This is a genomic window from Lysobacter sp. P5_B12 (assembly GCF_056400425.1).
Genome location: NZ_JBFULG010000007.1, coordinates 89,684 through 107,848 on the forward strand (window position 1 = coordinate 89,684; position 18,165 = coordinate 107,848).

The following is an 18,165-nucleotide window of genomic DNA, read 5'->3' on the forward strand; positions in this document are numbered from 1 at the left end:
TCAGCCGTACACCGGGAATGCCTTGCACTGCTTCGTCACTTCCCCGCGCACGCGCTTGATCACGTCCGCATCGTTGGGCGCATCGAGCACGTCGCAGATCCAGTTGGCCAGCGCGACGCACTCGGCTTCGCCGTAGCCGCGCGTGGTGACCGCCGGCGTGCCCAGGCGCAGGCCCGAGGTCACGAAGGGCTTTTCCGGATCGTTGGGCACCGCGTTCTTGTTCACGGTGATGTGCGCCTTGCCGAGCGCGGCTTCGGCGTCCTTGCCGGTGATGCCCTTGCCGATCATGTCGACGAGCATCAAATGGTTTTCCGTGCCGCCCGAGACGATCTTGTAGCCGCGCTTGATGATGGTCTTCGCCATCGCCTGCGCGTTCTTCACGACCTGCTGCTGGTAGGCCTTGAATTCCGGTTCCAGCGCTTCCTTGAAGGCCACGGCCTTCGCCGCGATCACGTGCATCAGCGGGCCGCCCTGGATGCCGGGGAACACGATGGATTGCAGCTTCTTTTCGAGTTCCTCGTTCGCCTTCGCCACGATGATGCCGCCGCGCGGGCCGCGCAGCGTCTTGTGCGTGGTCGAGGTGACCACGTGCGCGTGCGGCACGGGGTTGGGATACACGCCGGCGGCGACGAGGCCGGCGACGTGCGCCATGTCGACGAACAGGAACGCGCCGACCTTGTCGGCGATGGCGCGGAACTTCGCCCAGTCCACGACCTGCGAGTAGGCGCTGAAGCCGGCGACGATCATCTTCGGCTTGTGTTCCAGCGCCAGGCGTTCGACTTCGGCGTAATCGATCAGGCCCTTCTCGTCCACGCCGTACTGCACGGCGTTGAAGAGCTTGCCGCTGATGTTGACCTTCGCACCGTGCGTGAGGTGCCCGCCGTGGGCGAGCGACATGCCGAGGATCGTGTCGCCCGGATTCAGCAACGCCAGGTACACGGCCTGGTTGGCCTGCGAACCCGAATGCGGTTGCACGTTCGCATAGTCGGCGCCGAACAGCTGCTTGCAGCGTTCGATCGCCAGGCGCTCGGCGACGTCGACGTATTCGCAGCCGCCGTAATAGCGCTTGCCGGGATAGCCCTCGGCGTATTTGTTGGTCAGCTGGCTGCCCTGCGCTTCCATCACGCGCGGGCTGGCGTAGTTTTCCGACGCGATCAGCTCGACGTGGTCTTCCTGGCGGCGGTTCTCGCCGGCGATGGCAGCTGCGAGTTCGGGGTCGAAACCTTCGATGCGGGCGTCGCGAGGGAACATTCGGCGGTCCGGAGGCGTGGGGAAAGGCGGCAAGTTTAGCGTTTCGGGGCGCCCCGGCGGCCGGCGTCCCCTATAATCCCGCGATCCCGAATACCCCTCGCGGCCCTGCTCCCTGGCAGCTCGCCCGCGCCCGCCTGCGGAGCATCGATGCAATACATCTACACCATGAACGGCGTCTCCAAGACGGTGCCGCCGAAGCGCCAGATCATCAAGGACATCTCGCTGTCCTTCTTCCCGGGCGCCAAGATCGGCCTGCTGGGCCTCAACGGCGCCGGCAAGTCGACGGTCCTGAAGATCATGGCCGGCGCGGACACCGATTTCAGCGGCGAAGCCCGCCCGCAGCCGGGCATCAAGGTCGGCTACCTGGCGCAGGAACCGCAGCTGGACCCGGCCATGACCGTGCGCGAGGCCGTGGAAGAAGGCGTCGGCGAGGTGCTGCAGGCCCAGGCCGCGCTCGACCGCATCTACGAGGCCTACGCCGAGGAAGGCGCGGACTTCGACAAGCTCGCCGCCGAGCAGCAGCGCCTGGAGTCGATCCTGGCCGCCGGCGATGCCCACACCCTGGAAAACCAGCTCGAAGTCGCCGCCGACGCGCTGCGCCTGCCGCCGTGGGAAGCCATCGTCGGCAAACTCTCCGGTGGCGAGAAGCGCCGCGTCGCGCTGTGCCGCCTGCTCCTGCAGAAGCCGGACATGCTGCTCCTCGACGAGCCGACCAACCACCTGGACGCCGAATCGGTCGAGTGGCTCGAGCAATTCCTCGCCCGCTTCCCGGGCACCGTGGTGGCCGTCACCCACGACCGCTACTTCCTCGACAACGCCGCCGAGTGGATCCTCGAACTCGATCGCGGCCGCGGCATTCCGTGGAAGGGCAACTACACGCAGTGGCTCATCCAGAAGGACGAGCGCCTGAAGCAGGAAGAGTCCGGCGAAAAGGCGCGCCAGAAGGCGATCCAGAAGGAACTCGAATGGGCCCGCCAGAACGCCAAGGGCGGCCGGTCGAAGGGCAAGGCGCGCTTGCAGCGCATCGAGGAACTGCAGTCGGTCGACTACCAGCGCCGCCAGGAAACCAATGAAATCTTCATCCCGCCGGGCGAACGCCTCGGCGCGAAGGTGCTGGAGTTCAAGAACGTCTCCAAGCGTTTCGGCGAACGCCTGCTGATCGACGACCTCAGCTTCATGGTCCCCGCGGGCGCGATCGTCGGCATCATCGGCCCCAACGGCGCCGGCAAGTCGACGCTGTTCCGCATGATCATCGGCCAGGAAACGCCGGACAGCGGTTCGATCGAGATGGGTTCGACGGTCAAGCTCGCCTACGTCGACCAGAGCCGCGACAAGCTGGAAGGCAACCACAACGTCTTCCAGGAAGTCTCCGGCGGCGCGGACATCCTCAACATCAACGGCATCGAGATCCAGTCGCGCGCCTACATCGGCCGCTTCAACTTCAAGGGCCAGGACCAGCAGAAGATGGTCGGCGCCTTGTCGGGTGGTGAACGCGGCCGCCTGCACCTGGCCAAGACGCTGCTGCAGGGCGGCAACGTGCTGCTGCTCGACGAACCGTCCAACGACCTCGACGTCGAAACGCTGCGCGCGCTCGAAGACGCGCTGCTCGAATTCCCCGGCAACACCTTCGTCATCTCGCACGACCGCTGGTTCCTGGACCGCATCGCCACGCACATCCTCGCCTTCGAAGGCGACTCGCACGTGGAGTTCTTCCAGGGCAACTACCGCGAGTACGAAGAAGACAAGCGCCGTCGCCTGGGCGAAGAAGGCGCCAAGCCGCACCGCCTGCGTTTCAAGGCCCTCAAGTAAAGGAGCGATCGATGCAGTTCATGCAGGCGCTGAAGGATCGTTGGTCGTCCAGCAATTCCCTCGTCTGCGTGGGGCTCGATCCGGAGCCGGCGAAGTTCCCCGCGTCGTTCGCGCAAGACGACGACGCGGTCTTCGCCTTCTGCCGCGACATCGTCGATGCGACCGCGCAGTTCGCCTGCGCGTTCAAGCCGCAGATCGCGCACTTCGCGGCGCTGCGCGCCGAAGACGCGCTGACCCGCCTCATCGCGCACATCCATGCCAGGCATCCCGGCATTCCGGTGATCCTCGACGCCAAGCGCGGCGACATCGGCAGCACGGCGCAGCAATACGCGCGCGAAGCGTTCGATCGCTACGCCGCCGATGCGGTCACCGCCAATCCGTATCTCGGCCGCGATTCGGTGCAGCCTTTCCTCGATCGCGCCGACCGCGGCGTGGTCATCCTGTGCCGCACCTCGAATCCCGGCGCGGGCGATCTGCAGGATTTGCTCGTCGATGGGCGTCCGCTCTACCAGCGCGTCGCGGAAAAAGTCGCGAACGAATGGAACACGCACGGCAACTGCGCGCTCGTCGTCGGCGCGACGTGGCCGGAACAACTGCGCGAAGTACGCGCCATCATCGGTGAAATGCCGATCCTCGTGCCGGGCGTCGGTGCGCAGGGTGGCGATGCCGAAGCGGTCGTGCGCAATGCATCGACTAAAGACGGCACCGGCCTGCTGGTGAGTTCCTCGCGCGCGATCCTCTACGCCTCGTCCGGCGCCGATTTCGCCGACGCCGCAGGGCGCGCTGCACGCGAGCTGCGGGACACAATCAACGCCGCACGCGGCTGATTCCGACTTGTCGGGCGAATCGGCGCGCGAATGTCGCGCCGTGCGCTGAGCGACGCAACGCAGGTCGGTGCGCGACGCTGGACTTCCTTCAGGAGAGGAGGTTCCGATGTTGCATTCACTGCGAACGATGCTTGCGCTGTCCCTGTGTTGCGCCGCCCTGCCCGCCTTCGCCGATGCGCCGCCCGCCAACGTGCCGGTGCAGTTGGCGATGTTCGACGGGCCCGCCGCGAATGCCTGCCTGCACATCCCCGACCCGCCCGACTACGGCTTCAAGGTGATGCAGGCCCAATGCCTGACAGTGGGCCACGGGCAGATGTTCCAGTTCGAACCCGCCGTGCAGGGCGGTTACCAGATCCGCAACGTGAAATCGCAGGGCTGCCTGAATGCCGAATCCGGTTCGGCGCCCGGCGACATGGTTGAAGCCTTCACCTGCGACGGCGCGCTGTCGCAACGCTGGGACGTGAATCACTCGGAAGGCAACCCGGGCAACGCGATGATCCGCAGCCAGCAGACCGGCATGTGCCTGGACTTCTCATTGGGTGTCGCGGCGCAGACGACGTGCAGCTTCGGCTTGGGCCAGGGCCCGACGTGGATGGTCGGTCGCCAGGGCGCGCGCGTTCCGAGCGGTGCGCTCGCATTGCGTTCGGACATCGACGGTCAATGCATGAGCCTCGACGAGTTTCCCGTCTCGGTGGCGTGCTCCAACAACGGTCGCAGCAACCTGCGCTTCGTTCCGGTCGATGCGGCCGCCACGACCTTCCGCTTCGACGGCCCCGTCGACGGCACGTGCCTGATGGACGGTGGCAGCGCGGTTGTTTACGACACCTGCATCGCCGGCTTGAACAGCCAATGGCGCATGGTCGAAGCGGGCTTCGAATCGCCGGCGCCGATCGGCGAGATGCGGGCGTTCTGGCAGGTGCAGAACGTCGGCACCGGGCAATGCCTCCACGCGCGTCGCGGCAGCGCCGTTCCGGAAGGCGAAACGATCACGGCCTGGGCGTGCGACGCCTCCGACAACGTGAAGTGGCAGTTCGTGAAGTACTAAAGGCGTCAACCGGCGAGCGCGCGCCACAGCGCGCGCGCCGTCGCGAACGGGAAGCGCGCCCAGATGAGCGCGAACACCCCGAGGCGTTGCAACGTCGATCGCTGCAGCGCTTCGAACTTGCGGAAATAGCGCCACAGCCCACGATGCTTGTGCCATTCGACGAACACGGGCCGCGCGCGCGACGACACGCCGCGCACATGCACGACCTGCACGTCGTTGGCGACCGCCACCGTGGCGCCGAGCGCACGCGCGCGACGGCACAGGTCGAGGTCTTCGGCATGCAGTCGATACTGCGTATCGAAGCCCTGCAGGCGTTCGAACAGGGCGCGCGGCAGCAACATCAACGCACCGGAGAGGGCATCGACGCGTTGCAGGGGTTCGTCGGGGTCCATCGGCACGCCGAGGTTCGCGTTCGACGGCGAATGCAGCATCGCCGCGAAGTCCGGGTCGCGTCGGCGCGCCGCGGCGTCGCGCACGCCATTGGCGTCGACCTGGTCGGCGCCGACGATGGCTGCGCCGCCGAGGTCTTCGGCAGCCTCGCGCAGACGCTGCAGCGTGTCGGGTTCGACCAGGCAATCCGGATTGACGAAGGCGAGCCATGGCGCGTCGCATTCGGAAGCGCCCTGGTTGCAGGCGGTCGCGAAGCCGGGGTTGTCGGGGTTGGCGACGAAACGCACGCGCGGATCCGCGGCGGCGTGGCGTTGCATGATCTGCAGCGTGCCGTCGCCCGAACCGTTGTCGATGATGCGGACCTGCCCGACCTCCCGCGCCTGGCGCAGCCGCACGAGGCAATCCTCGAGCGTGTCCGCGCTTTCGTGCGCGACGACGACCACGGCGATGGGGCCGTCGGTCATGCGAACAACTCCCGCTGCGGCGCCGGCGGCCCGACTGTGGAGAGCGTCGCGGTAAGTTCCTCGCGCACGTGGCGCAAGGGATCGTTCATCAGGAATTGCGCGAGGCGCGAGTGCCACGCCGGCCAGCGCGCCGCGAGCGCATCCATGTCGCCGTCGAACGGAAAGCCTTCGCCCGGGCGTGCGACGAACGCGGTTTCGCACAGTGCGTTGCGCCAGCCCAACCCGGAGAGGCGCAGCGACAGATCGATCAGGGCCGCCATCCACGACGCGTAACTCGCGGCGTCGAGCCCGCCCGCGCGTTGCCGCGCGCGACCGCGCAACAACACGGCGTGTCCGACGGCGGCCGGCAATTCCGGATGCGTGGGCGCCATCGCGGCGCAGGCGCGCGCGATGCGTTCGAGGTCGGCGGGCAGCGGGGCGATCTCGCCGACGCGGGGCCATGCGGCCACTTCGCCGGCGTTGCTCCATGGGGTGGCCGTCGCGATCGCCGCATCGCGCGCCAGGCACGCGGTGAGTTGCGTGAGCCAACCGGGCGCGGGTTGCGCATCGGGCGCGAGGACGACGACATCGGCATCGCCGCAAGCGTTGAGCACTTCGTCGAGATGCGCGACGTCGCCGGCCATGCGCTGCCGGCGCGTGTAGTGGGCTTCCATCGGCGTCCGCGCGAGCCAGGCCTGGATGATGGCGTGTTCGCGCGGACCGGCGCGTGCGTCGTCGGCGAGCCACACCCGCGTCCCCGGCTGCGTGCCGGCGTCGATGGCGGCCAGGCACGCATCGAGCGCGCCATCGTCGACCGATACGGGCAGGACGACGATGGGCGCCAAGTTCAGGAAAGGCGCAGCCTCGCGGCTGCGCCCCTTGCGTCATTGGATGCGGATGTTGTCCACATAGACTGGCGACGGCTCTCCGAAGACCTGGGACGTCGACGTATTCTGCCCCGATGTGGCGCCCCTGAAGATCAATCTTACGTGTTTGCCCCAGTAAGGGGCCAAGTCCACGGTGCGCGTCGTGTAAACGGGGCACGGCACGGACCACCCGTCGCACACGCGCGAGGCTCCGGAGAACGCGTAGAGGTTTGTCGTCGTCGTCCCGTCGTCGACCAGGACGGCAAAACCTGCGCTCTGGATGAAAGGTGGATTGGCGCTCAGCCTGTCGCCGATGCGCGCCGCGAAGGTCAACTTCGCGCCGTGCGGAACGTAGACGTGCTGCTCCATCAACCTGCACATGCCCCAAGTCCCCACGGCGTAGGGCTTGGGCGGGATCAGGTAGCCGACAGGCCCCGCAGCGGGCGCGGCCCCCTTGTTGGTGACCTTGGTGCTGTTGGCGGTCGCCGGCACGTACGGGACGTTCGAGCAATCCGTGCCAGCGGCCAGGACATACGTGGAATCGCTCCACGTCCAGTTCGCGACACCTTGGTCGAAGTGGCCGTTGACGACCTGCGCAAGCGCCGGCACCGGCATCGCCGCCAACCCAGCCAGGATCAGGATCCGTAAGTTCATCGTTCCTCCGAGGTGAGACGTGGATTCGTCTCCTGCCCGGAGGATTCGCTTTCAACCTGTCCTGCGCCTATCAGGCGGCGACGTGTCGTCGCCGCCCTGCTTCTGCGAACGCCAGTGGAAGAGCGCTCCGCTTACTTGCGATACAGCGGCTCCAGCGCGCGGAATTTCTGACCGTATTCGTCGGTCAGGTCGCGTGCTTCCTGCGGATTGCGGATGATCGTCGGGGTGAGCAACACGATCACCTCGGTTCGCGTCGTCGCGTTGGTCTGCGTGCCGAACAGACCACCGATCCACGGAATGCGAGCCAGGCCGGGGACGCCCGAGGATCCCTTCTCGCGCTGATCCTGGATCAACCCGGCGAGCATCACGGTTTCACCGCTCTGGATCGCCGCTTCGGTCTTCAGCCGTCGCGTGTCGATGCGCACGTTGCCCTGCGCGTCGGCGGCGATTGCGCCCGGCGTGCTGACTTCCTGCACGATGTCGAGGAACACCATGCCGTCCTTGGTGATGCGCGGGCGCACCTTGAGGATCGTGCCGGTGTCGAGGTATTGCACCTGGCTGATGGTGTTCGTGGGATCGGACGTACCGGTGTTCACGCTCACCGACTGGATCGGAATGCGGCTGCCCACGTTGAACGTCGCTTCGGCGTTATTGCGCACGACGACCGACGGAGTCTGCAACAGATTGACGTCCGAAACCCGATCCAGCGCGTTGATCACCGCCATCGCGTTCGGGCCGAGGAAGGTGAAGGACAAGCCGCCACTGATCGAGTTGTCGGCGCCGATCGACACGCCGCCCGCGGAACCGGCTGTCGACCCCCAGATCGAACGTCCCAAGGCGAGCGCGCGCAGGGTCGGATCCGGAATCGCATTTTCGAAATACCAATTCACGCCATAACGCAGGTCGCCGGAGAGCTTCACCTCCGCCACCTGCGCCTCGATATGCACCTGCAGCGGCATCGTGTCCAAGCGTTCGATCACGTCGCGGATCGAGGCCCACGCACCGGCGTTCGCACGCACCAGCAGCGTGTTGGTTTCATCGACCGCCGCAACGCCGACGGTCCCGCCGTCGACCTGCAACGTGACGTTGCCGTTGCCGCCGCCGTTGCGCGGATTGAGCGACATGCCTTCACCCAGCCCACCACCGGAGCTGTCCGAGGAATCGCCGCCGAGCGAGGCATTGCTCGTGCCGTTGCTGTCGACGCCGGCGTCCTTGATTTCGGTGGACTCCAGCCCCGGCATCAGCGAAGGCGACCCCGTGCCCTGGTCCGAGCTGCCGCGACTGCTGCCGCCGAACACCTGCGCGAGGCGATCGGCGAGGTCCTTGGCCTTGACGTACTTCAGCTCGTAGGAGAACAGCTGCACTTCGCCGCCCGCGCCTTCGATGCGATCGAGCCACGACTGGATTTCGTCGAGGTAACGCGGCTGCGAGGTGATCACCAGCACCGCGTTCGCGCCGTCGAGCGGCATGAAGCGGAACATGCCGGCCACCGGCGACTTGCTCGTTTCGCCGAACACCTTTTCCAGATCCCCGACGACCTTGCTGGCCTTGCCGGACTTCAGCGGGAACACGCCCACCGACATGCCCTTGAGCCAGTCGACGTCGAAGATCTCGATCGTCCGCATGTAGTTTTCGAGTTCGGCGCGCGTGCCGCCGATGGTGATGACGTTACGGGCGTTGTCGGTGGTGATGATCGCGTTCGGGCGCGCGTAGGGCGTCAGCACCTTTTTCATCTCCTCGGCGGAGATGAAGCGCAGCGGCACCACGCGCGCCTCGTAACCGCGCGCGAGCGCGGGCGAACCGGTGCGCGGCGCGACGGTGCCGGCGAGCGCGGCATCGGCGGCGACGATGTTGTAGCGGCCGTCGGCGTACACCATGCGCGCGTTGTTCCAGCCCAGCACCTGTTCGAGCAGCGACATCGCCTGCGCCGGGCTCACCGGGCGCGGGGTGGCCAGCGTCACGGTGCCCTGCACGCCCGGCGCGATCACGTAGTTCTGGCCGAGCATGTCGCCGAGGATCGCCTTGACCACCGCGTGCAGCGATTCGCCTTCGAAGTTGAACGTCGCCGCGCCCGAGCTGCCGCCGAGGTTCGGTGGCGGCGCACTCGCCGCGCTGCGGTTGATGACTTCGCCGGTGCCGCGCTTGAGCTGCGCCGTCGGCGCGCCTTCGGCCGGTGGCGTCTCGCCGACGGGCGTGGTCGTCGTGCCCGTGGTCGTGTCCATCTGCGGGCGCGGCAGGTTGGACTGGATGACCGGTACGCCGCGATCGCCTTCCTTCTTGATCGTGGCCACCGGTTGCGAGGTGCAACCGGCGAGTGCCACGAGACAGGCGGTGATCGCGAGCGTCGCGAGTCTGGATCGGAAATTCGTCATGGCTCGCTCTCTGCTCATTGCGCCGGAGTCTTCTGGTTGTTTTGTTGCTGCGCTTCCTGGCGCAGCTGCGCGCGACGTTGCTCGATGCGTTTGCGGATCGCGTCCATCTGTTGCTCGGGCGTCATCGGGGCTTCCTCGAGGGTCGAACCCGTTTGTTGCGGTGCAGCCGCGTTGGCGGCGGCCGGCGGCGGAACCGGCGGGGGCGCGGCGACGGACGTCGCGTCGGCCGGCGCATCCATGGTGATGTCGGGTGCGGCCGTCGTGGTCGGCGCAGTGCCGCCCTTGCCGTCGAAGGTGCGCAACTCCATGCGCTTCTCGCCCTGCGGGCCGATGAAGGTGGCCGCGCGTGGTTCGAGCGACACCAGGCGCCAACCCTGCGCTTCGGCCGGCGCTTCGTCCTGCTTCATGCGGATCGGCTGGCCGCCGTTGGTGGGCGTGATGATCGCCATCTGCAGTTTCGGCGTGATCAACACGCTGGTGAGCACGAATTCGAACTGCTGCGCTGCATTCTCATCGCCTTGCGGTTGCAACGAGAACGGCTGCGGGCGGCGATCTTCGGAAAACAGCGGACGCTGCGCCGTTTCGGCGTACTGCGCGATCGGGCCGATGCGTTCGGGCTGCACCTTCGGCACGTCCGGCAAGGCGCGCGAGAGCGAGGGATCGTCGGGCAAGGTGCCGATGCGCCCGCCCATGCCCACGAGTGCGAGCACCCAGGCGAGCAAGGCCCAGCCGGCGACGGTCGCAAGCAGCCAGGTGCGCGGGCCAGCGTCACTCAGTCTCATTGAGACCTCCCGGCTCCGACATTTGCATGTCTTCCGGCGCCGGTGCCTGCGTCGGCGCCGACGCGCGCGCCGTCTTCCCGGCCGGGCGCGGGGCGATGTAACCGTACAGGTCGAAGCTCACGTCCAGGCCGCCGCTCTGCGCCTTGCCCTGCCCCGGCATGTAGAAGTAACGCTGCGCGAGGATGTTGAGGTTTTCGATGAACACACGCGGGCTGCCGCTCTCCAGCGAATGCAGCACGCTCGCGAGTTCACCCGCGCCGCAACGCAGGCGCACTTGCACGGTGACGCGCGGGAAGCGTTCGGCGGGGCGCTGTTCGGACAGCGGCGAGCGATTGGTGATCGCGCAACTGCGATTGCCGGGGCTCGCCTGCACGACGACGGTTTCCAGGCGTTTCACCAGGCCCGCCGTCGCGAGTTCCGGCGTGGCCTCCGGCAGGAAACCGGGGCGGCCGCGCAGCGCTTCGCGCACTTGCACCAGGCGACGTTCGACGGCGGGCGCCTGCGCCAGTTGCGTGCGCACGCGCAATTCGCGCGCCTGCAGCGTCGCGATGCGGTCTTCGGTGTCCATCATCGGCACCGTCCACCACGGATGCAGCAGCACGAAGTACGCGAGCGCGAGCGCGGCCACGAGCAGGCCGAGCGCGAGCCAGCGATCGCGGTCAGTCGTTGCCGGGGCCACTGGGCGCGGTCTCCTGGCGGTTCTGCACGGTGGGTTGCACGACCGCGATGTCGGCCGTCAGCGTGAAGCGGTCGCGGCCCGAACGCGGATCGGGTTGCAGCGCGCCGGTCAGCGCCGGCGCGCGCCACAGGGGCGATCCTTCGAGGCGCTGCACGAGCGAGGAGGCTTCGCTGCTCAATCCGATCAGCGTGAGCTTGTCGTTTTCGATGGCGACCTTTTCCATGTAGGTCGAGTCGGGCAGGCGTCGCGTGAGTTCATCGATCACTTCGATCGCGCTCGGCCGGCCGCGGCGCATCTGGTCGAGATAAGCCTGACCTTCGACCATGTCGACCAGTTCCTGGCGACGCTGCGAGGCGGTGCGCGCCTTCGCGCTCTGCGCGGAGACCTGCGTTTCGAAGGCATCGGCGGCTGCGCGGCGGTTCTCGAGGATCTGCCAGAGCGCGAGGCCGAGGGCGAGCAACGCGACCACGCCGAACACCCAGTTCCATCGCGCCAGCGGATCGGCGCGATGGCGGCGTTGCGCCGGCGGCAACAGGTTGACGCCGAGCGGGACGCCGTTGCTGTCGGACAGGTCGATGCCCGAGAGCGTCGACTGGATCCCGCCCAGCGCGGCCATGCGCGGCTGGATCGCGGTGAGCGGAACGGCGACGAGTTCGACATCCAGCTGGCCGTCGCTCGCGCGACGGCCGAGGATGCGCGCGTCGAAGGCCGCCGTCTCCGCGGTGAAGGGCGTCTGCCGATCGATTTCGAAGGACACCACGTCGCGCAGGCGTTCGGCGGCGGCGGCGGGCAAGGTCAGGCGTCGGCGCAAACCCGTCGATGCGGGCATGACGAGCCAACGCGGCAGGTCGGCGATCGAAGGGGTGAGCACGGTGGCGAGGGGATCGGCGTCGATGCCGAGGTCTTCGCCGGCGGGCAGCCGGCCGATGTCGCGGATCGCGGCGGCGTCGATGTCGCCGGCCTGCAGGCGAACCTGCAACGCATCTTCGCCCGTGCCGGCGTCCTGCGAGAGCAGGAGGCGATCGCGGCCGAGGCCCAGCGCGGTGCGCCAGCGCATCGGCAACCACGCCGCGAGCGCGCGCGACCACCACGACAGCCATCCGCCCGCGCCCGGAAGGACACGAGTCTGGATGCGGCCGATACGGTCGCGCAGTGCATTCATCGCGGCGATGCTCCCTCCTCCCAGCGCAGCGGCGTGTACGCGGAGCCCGGCAGGCCGTTGCCCCCCGCACGCACCACGACGCGCAGCCTCGCTTCGCGTCCATCGCGAAGCCGTGCACGGCTGTCGATACTATACGTGCCGCTGCCGCTGCTCACTAAAGGTTCGCCGCCTTCCAGGACCGGCGCGGGTTGCCCGGAAGACGGATCCCATGCGCGGCGGCGCTTGATCGTGGCTTCGGGGTCCAGGCCCATCGCCTGCAGCACCGGCGCCGAGGCGAAGGCCGGGTCCGGGCGCGTGCGGCCACTGAAGACGGTCAGGTCCGGCGCGACCTTCGCGTACAACGCGGGCGTCATGCCCAGCACCTGTTCGAGTTCGGCGACGCTTTCGAAGGGCGCGTCCTTCGCGCCGTAGGGGCGTTCGGCCGACGCGTAATCGGGGTCTTCGGCGCCGCCTTCGGGCTGCGTGAGCACGTCCGGGTCGCGCCAGTCCATCACCGCGGCCGCGATCTTGCGCGCGTCCTCCATCGACATCCCGCCCTGCTGTTGGAACAAGGCCGCCAGCAAGGGCATGTCCGCCTGGTTGAGGTCGATCTTCCCGTTCTCGTCGGTCAGCGAAACCTTGACGTCGGCGTCGGCGAACTTCCAGTCGTAGTCGCGGCCGTCGGGGCGCCACTGGCGGCGCGGGTCGGGTTCGACGACGCGCGTGAGTGCATATTCGAAACCGGCGCGCGCCACTTCGTCGGCGATCACGCCGCGATGCAACACGCGCCCCTGCAGGCCTTCGATCTTCGCCGTCAGCGCGAACGCACCCACCAGCGCGGTGAGCAAGGCGATCATCCACAGCACGAGCAGCAGCGCGATGCCGCGTTGCGTGCGATGCGTACGATGCGCGCTCACAACGCCGACCCCACGTAACCCGCCGCGAGCGGCAGCGCCATCACCATCGGCGGCCACGCGCGCCCATCGGCGTCGCGCAGCGTGACTTCGACCTGCAAGGGCAGGCGATCGCCCGCCGTCCACTGGTCCTGCCAATCGCCCAGCGTGTTGTCCGCCTTCATCGCGCGATAGCGGAACGTCGCCTCGCGCAACGGGCCTGCGAGGATTTCCGGTGCGCGCGGCGGCGTCTCGGCCTTGGTTTCGCCCGCGAGCACCAGGGTGAAGGTGACTTCGAGGCGTTGCCCGTCGTCGCCATCGACGAGCGTGAGTTCGTGCAGGTAGGGGCCACCGCGCCCGAGGTAATCGGGCAGGTCGGCGACGAAGCGCATGTGCGTGGCGTCGCCTTCGAAGCGCCGCGGCATGCCGGTGTCCTGGTTGAGGCCGAACTGCACGGGGCGCGCGCCGCCGATGCGCCTGCGCAGGAACAGTTCGACCGCGCGCATGTGTTCGTTGCGCTGCGCGATGTTTTCGCCGCGCGTGGCGGTGGCCGTCGCCGCGCGCAGGGATGCGAACGCGAGCGCGAGGCCCGCGGCGAGCAGCATCGTCGCCAGCAGGACTTCGATCAGCGAGAAGCCGCGCTCTGCCCTCATCGCATGCCTCCCTGCAGGGTCGGCGCGACGAGGCGCAAGGACTGCACGTGCAAGCGATTGCGCGGCGAGCCATCGCCCCACTGCATCTGCAGGTCGATCGCATACATCTTCGCCGCGCTCGGATCCTGCGGCTGCGGATTCTCAGAAACGATGCTCGGGTCGCGCCAGGGTTCGACGTCGATCGTCCAGCGGTAACGGCCCTGCTCGAAATCGCCTTCCTTGTGCCCCTGTTCGAGCGGCTCGCCGACGCCCTGCTGCGCGAGCAGTGTCTGCGCGTGCATCGCCGCGCGCCCGGCGTCGTCGGCCCAGCGCACCTGCTTGGTCGCGCCGGACAGGATACCCAACAGGATCGTCAGCCCGAGCGCGAGCAACGCGAAGGCGAGGATCACTTCGATCAACGTGAAACCGGTTGCGCGGCGACGCAGGTTCATCGCGCCACCTCCCCGCGACGGACTTTCACTTCGCCGGTGAGCCACGCGACATCGATATTCCACGCCGCGTTCTTTTCGCTGAGCTGCACGCGCCCGCCCGTGGAAGCGCCGTCGGAGAAGAACACGATGCCGCCGATGCCGTTGGCCGGCTTCACTTCGCGCGCGCCGGTGAAGGTGATGCCGAATTTCTTGTCGACGGTGCCGCCGCGATCGTTCGGCGCCGCCCAGGTGTGCGCGGCCGGATCGATGATGAAGCGTTGCGATTCACCGGTCGAAATCGCCTGCGCGCGCGTGTAGCGCAACTGCGCGGCGATCTGTTTGGCGTCGGCGCGCAGGCGCATGCCGGAGAAGCCACCGGTGATCGCCGCGGCCGCGATGCCGCTGGCCACTGCGATCAGCAGCAGCACCATCAGCACTTCGAGCAGCGTGAAGCCGCGCGGTAACGCGACCGGGCGCATGCGCTTATTCGAACGCGATGTCGCCGTCGACGCTCGTGCCGCCCGGCTTGCCATCCTTGCCCAGGCTCATCAGGTCGAACGGCTTGCCCTCGCCCGGCGTCTTGTAGGCGAAGGGATGGTTCCAGGGATCGTTGAGCTCGGCGGGCTTGGCGTAGGGACCGAGCCAGCCGCTCGCATCGCTTTGCACGAGCGCGTTGAGCGTCGGCGGCAGCGTGCCGGTGTCCTGTTCGTACTGCTGCACTTTCTCGGCGATGGTCTGCACCTGCGCCTTGGCGAGGTTGACCTTGGCGCGATCGCTGCCGCCGAGGATGCGCGTGGCGGCGAAGGCGACGATGCCGCCGATGAGCACGACGACGATGATGATTTCGATCAGGCTGAAGCCCGACTGTGCTGCGCGGGCGACGGGGGCCCTGGCGTTTCGGTTCATGGCGGTCATCCGATGGCGTTGGTGAGGTCGTAGATGGGCATCAGCACCGCCATGATCACGACGCCGACGACGGCGGTGAGCACCAGCGTGATGACGGGGACGAGCGCGGCCAGCATGCGGTCCAGCGCTTGTCCGGTTTCGGCTTCGAACGTGTCGGCGGTTTTCAGCAGCATGGTGTCGAGCGCGCCGGATTCCTCGCCCACCTGGATCATCTGCAGGGCCAGGCGGGGAAAACGCTTGCCCTTGCCGAGTGCCGTCGACAGGCCGACGCCGCTCTTCACGTCGTTGGCGGCGGATTCGACATCCGCTTGCAGCATGAGGTTCCCCATCACGTTGCGCGCGATGCCCAGCGCGGTCAGCAAGGGGACGCCATTGCGCAGCAGCGTGCCCAGCGTTCGCGCCAGCCGCGCGGTTTCCAGCCGCGCGATCAGCGGGCCGACGATCTTCTTGCCGAGCAGCCATTCGTCGAACCGGGCGCGGAACGCCGGATCCCGCCGCTTGCGATCGAACCACCACAGCGCCAGCGCCGGCAGCACGACGATGACGATCCACCAGTCGCGCACGAACAGGCCCAAGCCCAGCACCATCCGCGAAAACCACGGCAGCTGCGCATCGAGGCTGGCGTACATCGCCGAGAACTGCGGCACGACGTAGCCCAGCAGGAACAACAGTGCGCCGCCGACGACGAGCAGCAGGATCGCCGGATAGATCAGCGCGTTGACCACGCGACCGCGCAGCGCGCGGCTGCGTTCGAGATATTCGCCCAGGCGCTGCAGGGTTTCGTGCAGCGTGCCGCCGGCTTCGCCCGCGCGCACCATGTTGACGTACAGCCGCGAGAACGTGCCGTGCTGGCGCTCCAGCGCGGTGGACAACGCGCTGCCGCCGCGCACCGCATCGCGGATGTCGGCGATGGTGCGCTTGGCCGCTTCGTCTTCCGGCAGTTCCAGCAGGATGGTCAGCGCGCGATCGAGCGGTTGCCCCGCGCCGAGCAAGGTCGCCAGTTGTTGCGTGAATTGCACCAGGCGTTCGCCGGCGAACGGCTTGGGCTTGAACAAGGCGCGCCATGCCGATTCGCCGCCGCCTTCGGAGGCCAGCCGCGTCTCGACCGGCAGATGCCCCTGTTCCTGCAGGCGCAAGGCCACTTCGCCCGCGCTGCCGGCTTCCATCTGGCCGTCGAGCATTTCGCCGCGGTTGTTGAGCGCCTTGTAGCGGAATAAGGGCATGGGTTTAGGCGTCTTCGGTGACGCGCAGGACTTCTTCGATGGTGGTGACGCCCGCGAGCGCCTTGACGATGCCGTCCTCGTACATCGTGCGCATGCCGCCGGAGGTGCGCGCCAGTTGTTCGAGTTCGCCCATGCCTGCGTGGCGCATGACGGCGCGACGGAGTTCGTCGTTCATCACGAGGAACTCCATGATCGTCGTGCGCCCGAGGTAACCGGAGGGCGAAAACTCCGAAGGACGTGGGCGATACAGGTGGATGTCGCCTTCAGGCTGGTACTTGCGCAGGCCGAACTTCTCGATTTCCTCGGGCGAAGCGCGATAGCGCTCCGCGCTTTCGGTATGCAGGCGGCGCACCAGGCGCTGGGCGAGGATGCCGTTGACCGTCGAGGTGAGCAGGTAGTCCTCCACGCCCATGTCCAGCAGGCGCGTGATGCCGCCGGCCGCGTTGTTGGTGTGCAGCGTGGACAGCACCAGGTGGCCGGTGAGCGCGGATTGGATCGCGATGCGCGCGGTTTCCAGGTCGCGCATTTCGCCGATCATGATGATGTCCGGGTCCTGTCGCACGATCGAGCGCAACGCGTTGGCGAAGTCCAGCCCGATCTGCGGCTTGGCCTGGATCTGGTTGATGCCTTCGATCTGGTATTCGACCGGATCCTCGACGGTGATGATCTTGACGTCGCTGGTGTTGAGCTTGCTCAGCGCGGTGTACAGCGTGGTGGTCTTGCCCGAACCGGTCGGGCCCGTCACCAGCAGGATGCCGTGCGGTTGTTCGAGCACGTGCCGGAACTGCGGCAGGAATTCCTCGGTGAAGCCCAGGCGCTCGAAATCGAACACGACCGTCTCGCGATCGAGCAAACGCATCACCACGCTCTCGCCGTGCGAGGTCGGCATCGTGCTCACGCGCAGGTCCAGTTCCTTGCCCTGCACGCGCAGCATGATGCGGCCGTCCTGCGGCAGGCGGCGTTCGGCGATGTTGAGCTTCGCCATGATCTTGATGCGGCTGATGATCGCGGCGGTGAGGTTGGCCGGCGGGCTTTCCGATTCCTCCAGCACGCCGTCGACGCGATAGCGCACCTTCAGGCGGTTTTCGAAGGGTTCGATGTGGATGTCCGACGCGCGCAATTCGACGGCGCGCTGGATGATCAGGTTCACCAGGCGGATGACGGGCGCCTCGGACGCGAGGTCGCGCAGGTGCTCGACATCGTCCATGTCGCCGGTTTCGCCCTCGGCCGTTTCGATGATCGCGCCCATCGCGCTGCGGCCCTGGCCGTGCCAGCGTTCGATGAGGTCGTCGATCTCCGAACGCAGCGCGATGTTCGGGCGCACGTCGCGGCCGGTGGCCAGGCGGACGGCGTCGAGCGCGTACAGATCCTGCGGATCGGCGATCAGCACGTCGACCACGTTGTCGCGCTCGGCGACGGGCACGACGTGGAATTGCTTCATGAACTTCACCGAGAGCACCACCGATTCGGGCGGCAACTCGGGCGCGTCCTTCGAACTGACCAGCGGCAGGCCGAGGACGGCGGACGCGGTTTCGGCATGGTCGCGTTCGGACACCAGGCCCAGGCGCGCGAGCAGGCCGAGCAGGCTCCCGCCGGTTTCTTCCTGCAGGCGGCGGGCGCGGGCGAGGTCGGCGTCCTTCAGGCGGCCGCGTTCGACGAGGGCGGCGACGATGCGGTCGTCGGCCGCAACCTCGGTGCCGCCCGGTTGTTCCGTGGTGTCGACGATGGCGTTCATGCGTACTCGGTGCGGTGCGACGGCGGGCCTTCACATCCCGGGTCGCGACTGTAGCAGAGGGTCCGTGGCGGCCGATTCGACGGCCT

Annotated in this window: 18 protein-coding genes; 3 read left to right on the forward strand and 15 right to left on the reverse strand. The window is 67.7% G+C overall.

From position 1 onward, the window contains the following. A complete protein-coding gene (gene glyA, locus AC1DOM_RS12190) occupies positions 1 to 1,251 on the reverse strand; it encodes a serine hydroxymethyltransferase (RefSeq protein WP_498963642.1) in 1,251 nt (416 codons plus the stop codon). A gap of 147 nt (positions 1,252 to 1,398) precedes the next feature. Between glyA and ettA the strand changes: the two genes are divergently transcribed. The 3 genes from ettA (at position 1,399) to AC1DOM_RS12205 (ending at position 4,932) form a co-directional block, all read left to right on the forward strand. After that, positions 1,399 to 3,060 (forward strand): energy-dependent translational throttle protein EttA, encoded by a 1,662-nt coding sequence (ettA, locus tag AC1DOM_RS12195; protein ID WP_498963644.1) that lies wholly within the window; start codon positions 1,399 to 1,401, stop codon positions 3,058 to 3,060. Positions 3,061 to 3,071: 11 nt separating this feature from the next. Further along, on the forward strand, positions 3,072 to 3,887 hold the full coding sequence (gene pyrF, locus AC1DOM_RS12200; RefSeq protein WP_498963645.1) for an orotidine-5'-phosphate decarboxylase: 816 nt from the start codon (positions 3,072 to 3,074) through the stop codon (positions 3,885 to 3,887). A gap of 106 nt (positions 3,888 to 3,993) precedes the next feature. After that, complete coding sequence (locus tag AC1DOM_RS12205; RefSeq protein ID WP_498963647.1) at positions 3,994 to 4,932, forward strand: RICIN domain-containing protein; 939 nt, start codon at positions 3,994 to 3,996, stop codon at positions 4,930 to 4,932. 5 nt (positions 4,933 to 4,937) lie between these two features. On the opposite strand, the gene AC1DOM_RS12210 is transcribed toward AC1DOM_RS12205, so the two are convergent. The 14 genes from AC1DOM_RS12210 to gspE form a co-directional block, all read right to left on the reverse strand. Then, the gene (locus tag AC1DOM_RS12210) at positions 4,938 to 5,786 is read right to left on the reverse strand and encodes a glycosyltransferase family 2 protein (protein ID WP_498963649.1); all 849 of its coding nucleotides are present in this window, start codon (positions 5,784 to 5,786) and stop codon (positions 4,938 to 4,940) included. After that, positions 5,783 to 6,610, reverse strand: coding sequence for a glycosyltransferase family 2 protein (locus AC1DOM_RS12215; RefSeq protein ID WP_498963651.1), 828 nt, complete (start codon positions 6,608 to 6,610; stop codon positions 5,783 to 5,785). The genes AC1DOM_RS12210 and AC1DOM_RS12215 overlap by 4 nt, the downstream gene beginning before the upstream one ends. A gap of 39 nt (positions 6,611 to 6,649) precedes the next feature. Continuing rightward, positions 6,650 to 7,285, reverse strand: a complete 636-nt coding sequence (locus AC1DOM_RS12220; RefSeq protein ID WP_498963653.1) for a hypothetical protein — start codon at positions 7,283 to 7,285, stop codon at positions 6,650 to 6,652. A gap of 131 nt (positions 7,286 to 7,416) precedes the next feature. Then, on the reverse strand, positions 7,417 to 9,657 hold the full coding sequence (gene gspD / locus AC1DOM_RS12225) for a type II secretion system secretin GspD (protein WP_498963655.1): 2,241 nt from the start codon (positions 9,655 to 9,657) through the stop codon (positions 7,417 to 7,419). Between the two features lie 14 nt (positions 9,658 to 9,671). Continuing rightward, the gene (locus AC1DOM_RS12230) at positions 9,672 to 10,439 is read right to left on the reverse strand and encodes a type II secretion system protein, XpsN-like (protein ID WP_498963657.1); all 768 of its coding nucleotides are present in this window, start codon (positions 10,437 to 10,439) and stop codon (positions 9,672 to 9,674) included. Continuing rightward, the gene (gene gspM / locus AC1DOM_RS12235) at positions 10,426 to 11,118 is read right to left on the reverse strand and encodes a type II secretion system protein GspM (protein ID WP_498963659.1); all 693 of its coding nucleotides are present in this window, start codon (positions 11,116 to 11,118) and stop codon (positions 10,426 to 10,428) included. The genes AC1DOM_RS12230 and gspM overlap by 14 nt, the downstream gene beginning before the upstream one ends. Next, positions 11,099 to 12,280: a PilN domain-containing protein gene (locus tag AC1DOM_RS12240; RefSeq protein ID WP_498963661.1), complete on the reverse strand. Its 1,182-nt coding sequence runs from the start codon at positions 12,278 to 12,280 to the stop codon at positions 11,099 to 11,101. Before AC1DOM_RS12240 ends, gspM begins: the two co-directional genes overlap by 20 nt. Beyond that, a complete protein-coding gene (locus AC1DOM_RS12245) occupies positions 12,277 to 13,116 on the reverse strand; it encodes a type II secretion system minor pseudopilin (RefSeq protein WP_498963863.1) in 840 nt (279 codons plus the stop codon). Before AC1DOM_RS12245 ends, AC1DOM_RS12240 begins: the two co-directional genes overlap by 4 nt. A 56-nt stretch (positions 13,117 to 13,172) precedes the next feature. Continuing rightward, a complete protein-coding gene (locus AC1DOM_RS12250) occupies positions 13,173 to 13,805 on the reverse strand; it encodes a prepilin-type N-terminal cleavage/methylation domain-containing protein (protein WP_498963663.1) in 633 nt (210 codons plus the stop codon). Next, the gene (xpsI, locus tag AC1DOM_RS12255; protein ID WP_498963665.1) at positions 13,802 to 14,236 is read right to left on the reverse strand and encodes a type II secretion system protein XpsI; all 435 of its coding nucleotides are present in this window, start codon (positions 14,234 to 14,236) and stop codon (positions 13,802 to 13,804) included. The genes AC1DOM_RS12250 and xpsI overlap by 4 nt, the downstream gene beginning before the upstream one ends. Next, entirely contained in the window at positions 14,233 to 14,694 is a 462-nt protein-coding gene (xpsH, locus tag AC1DOM_RS12260; protein ID WP_498963667.1) for a type II secretion system protein XpsH, read from the reverse strand. Before xpsH ends, xpsI begins: the two co-directional genes overlap by 4 nt. A gap of 4 nt (positions 14,695 to 14,698) precedes the next feature. Further along, on the reverse strand, positions 14,699 to 15,130 hold the full coding sequence (gene gspG / locus AC1DOM_RS12265) for a type II secretion system major pseudopilin GspG (RefSeq protein ID WP_498963669.1): 432 nt from the start codon (positions 15,128 to 15,130) through the stop codon (positions 14,699 to 14,701). Continuing rightward, entirely contained in the window at positions 15,127 to 16,344 is a 1,218-nt protein-coding gene (xpsF, locus tag AC1DOM_RS12270) for a type II secretion system protein XpsF (protein ID WP_498963671.1), read from the reverse strand. Before xpsF ends, gspG begins: the two co-directional genes overlap by 4 nt. Positions 16,345 to 16,348: 4 nt before the next feature. Then, positions 16,349 to 18,079, reverse strand: a complete 1,731-nt coding sequence (gene gspE / locus AC1DOM_RS12275) for a type II secretion system ATPase GspE (RefSeq protein ID WP_498963673.1) — start codon at positions 18,077 to 18,079, stop codon at positions 16,349 to 16,351. Between the last annotated feature and the right edge of the window lie 86 nt (positions 18,080 to 18,165).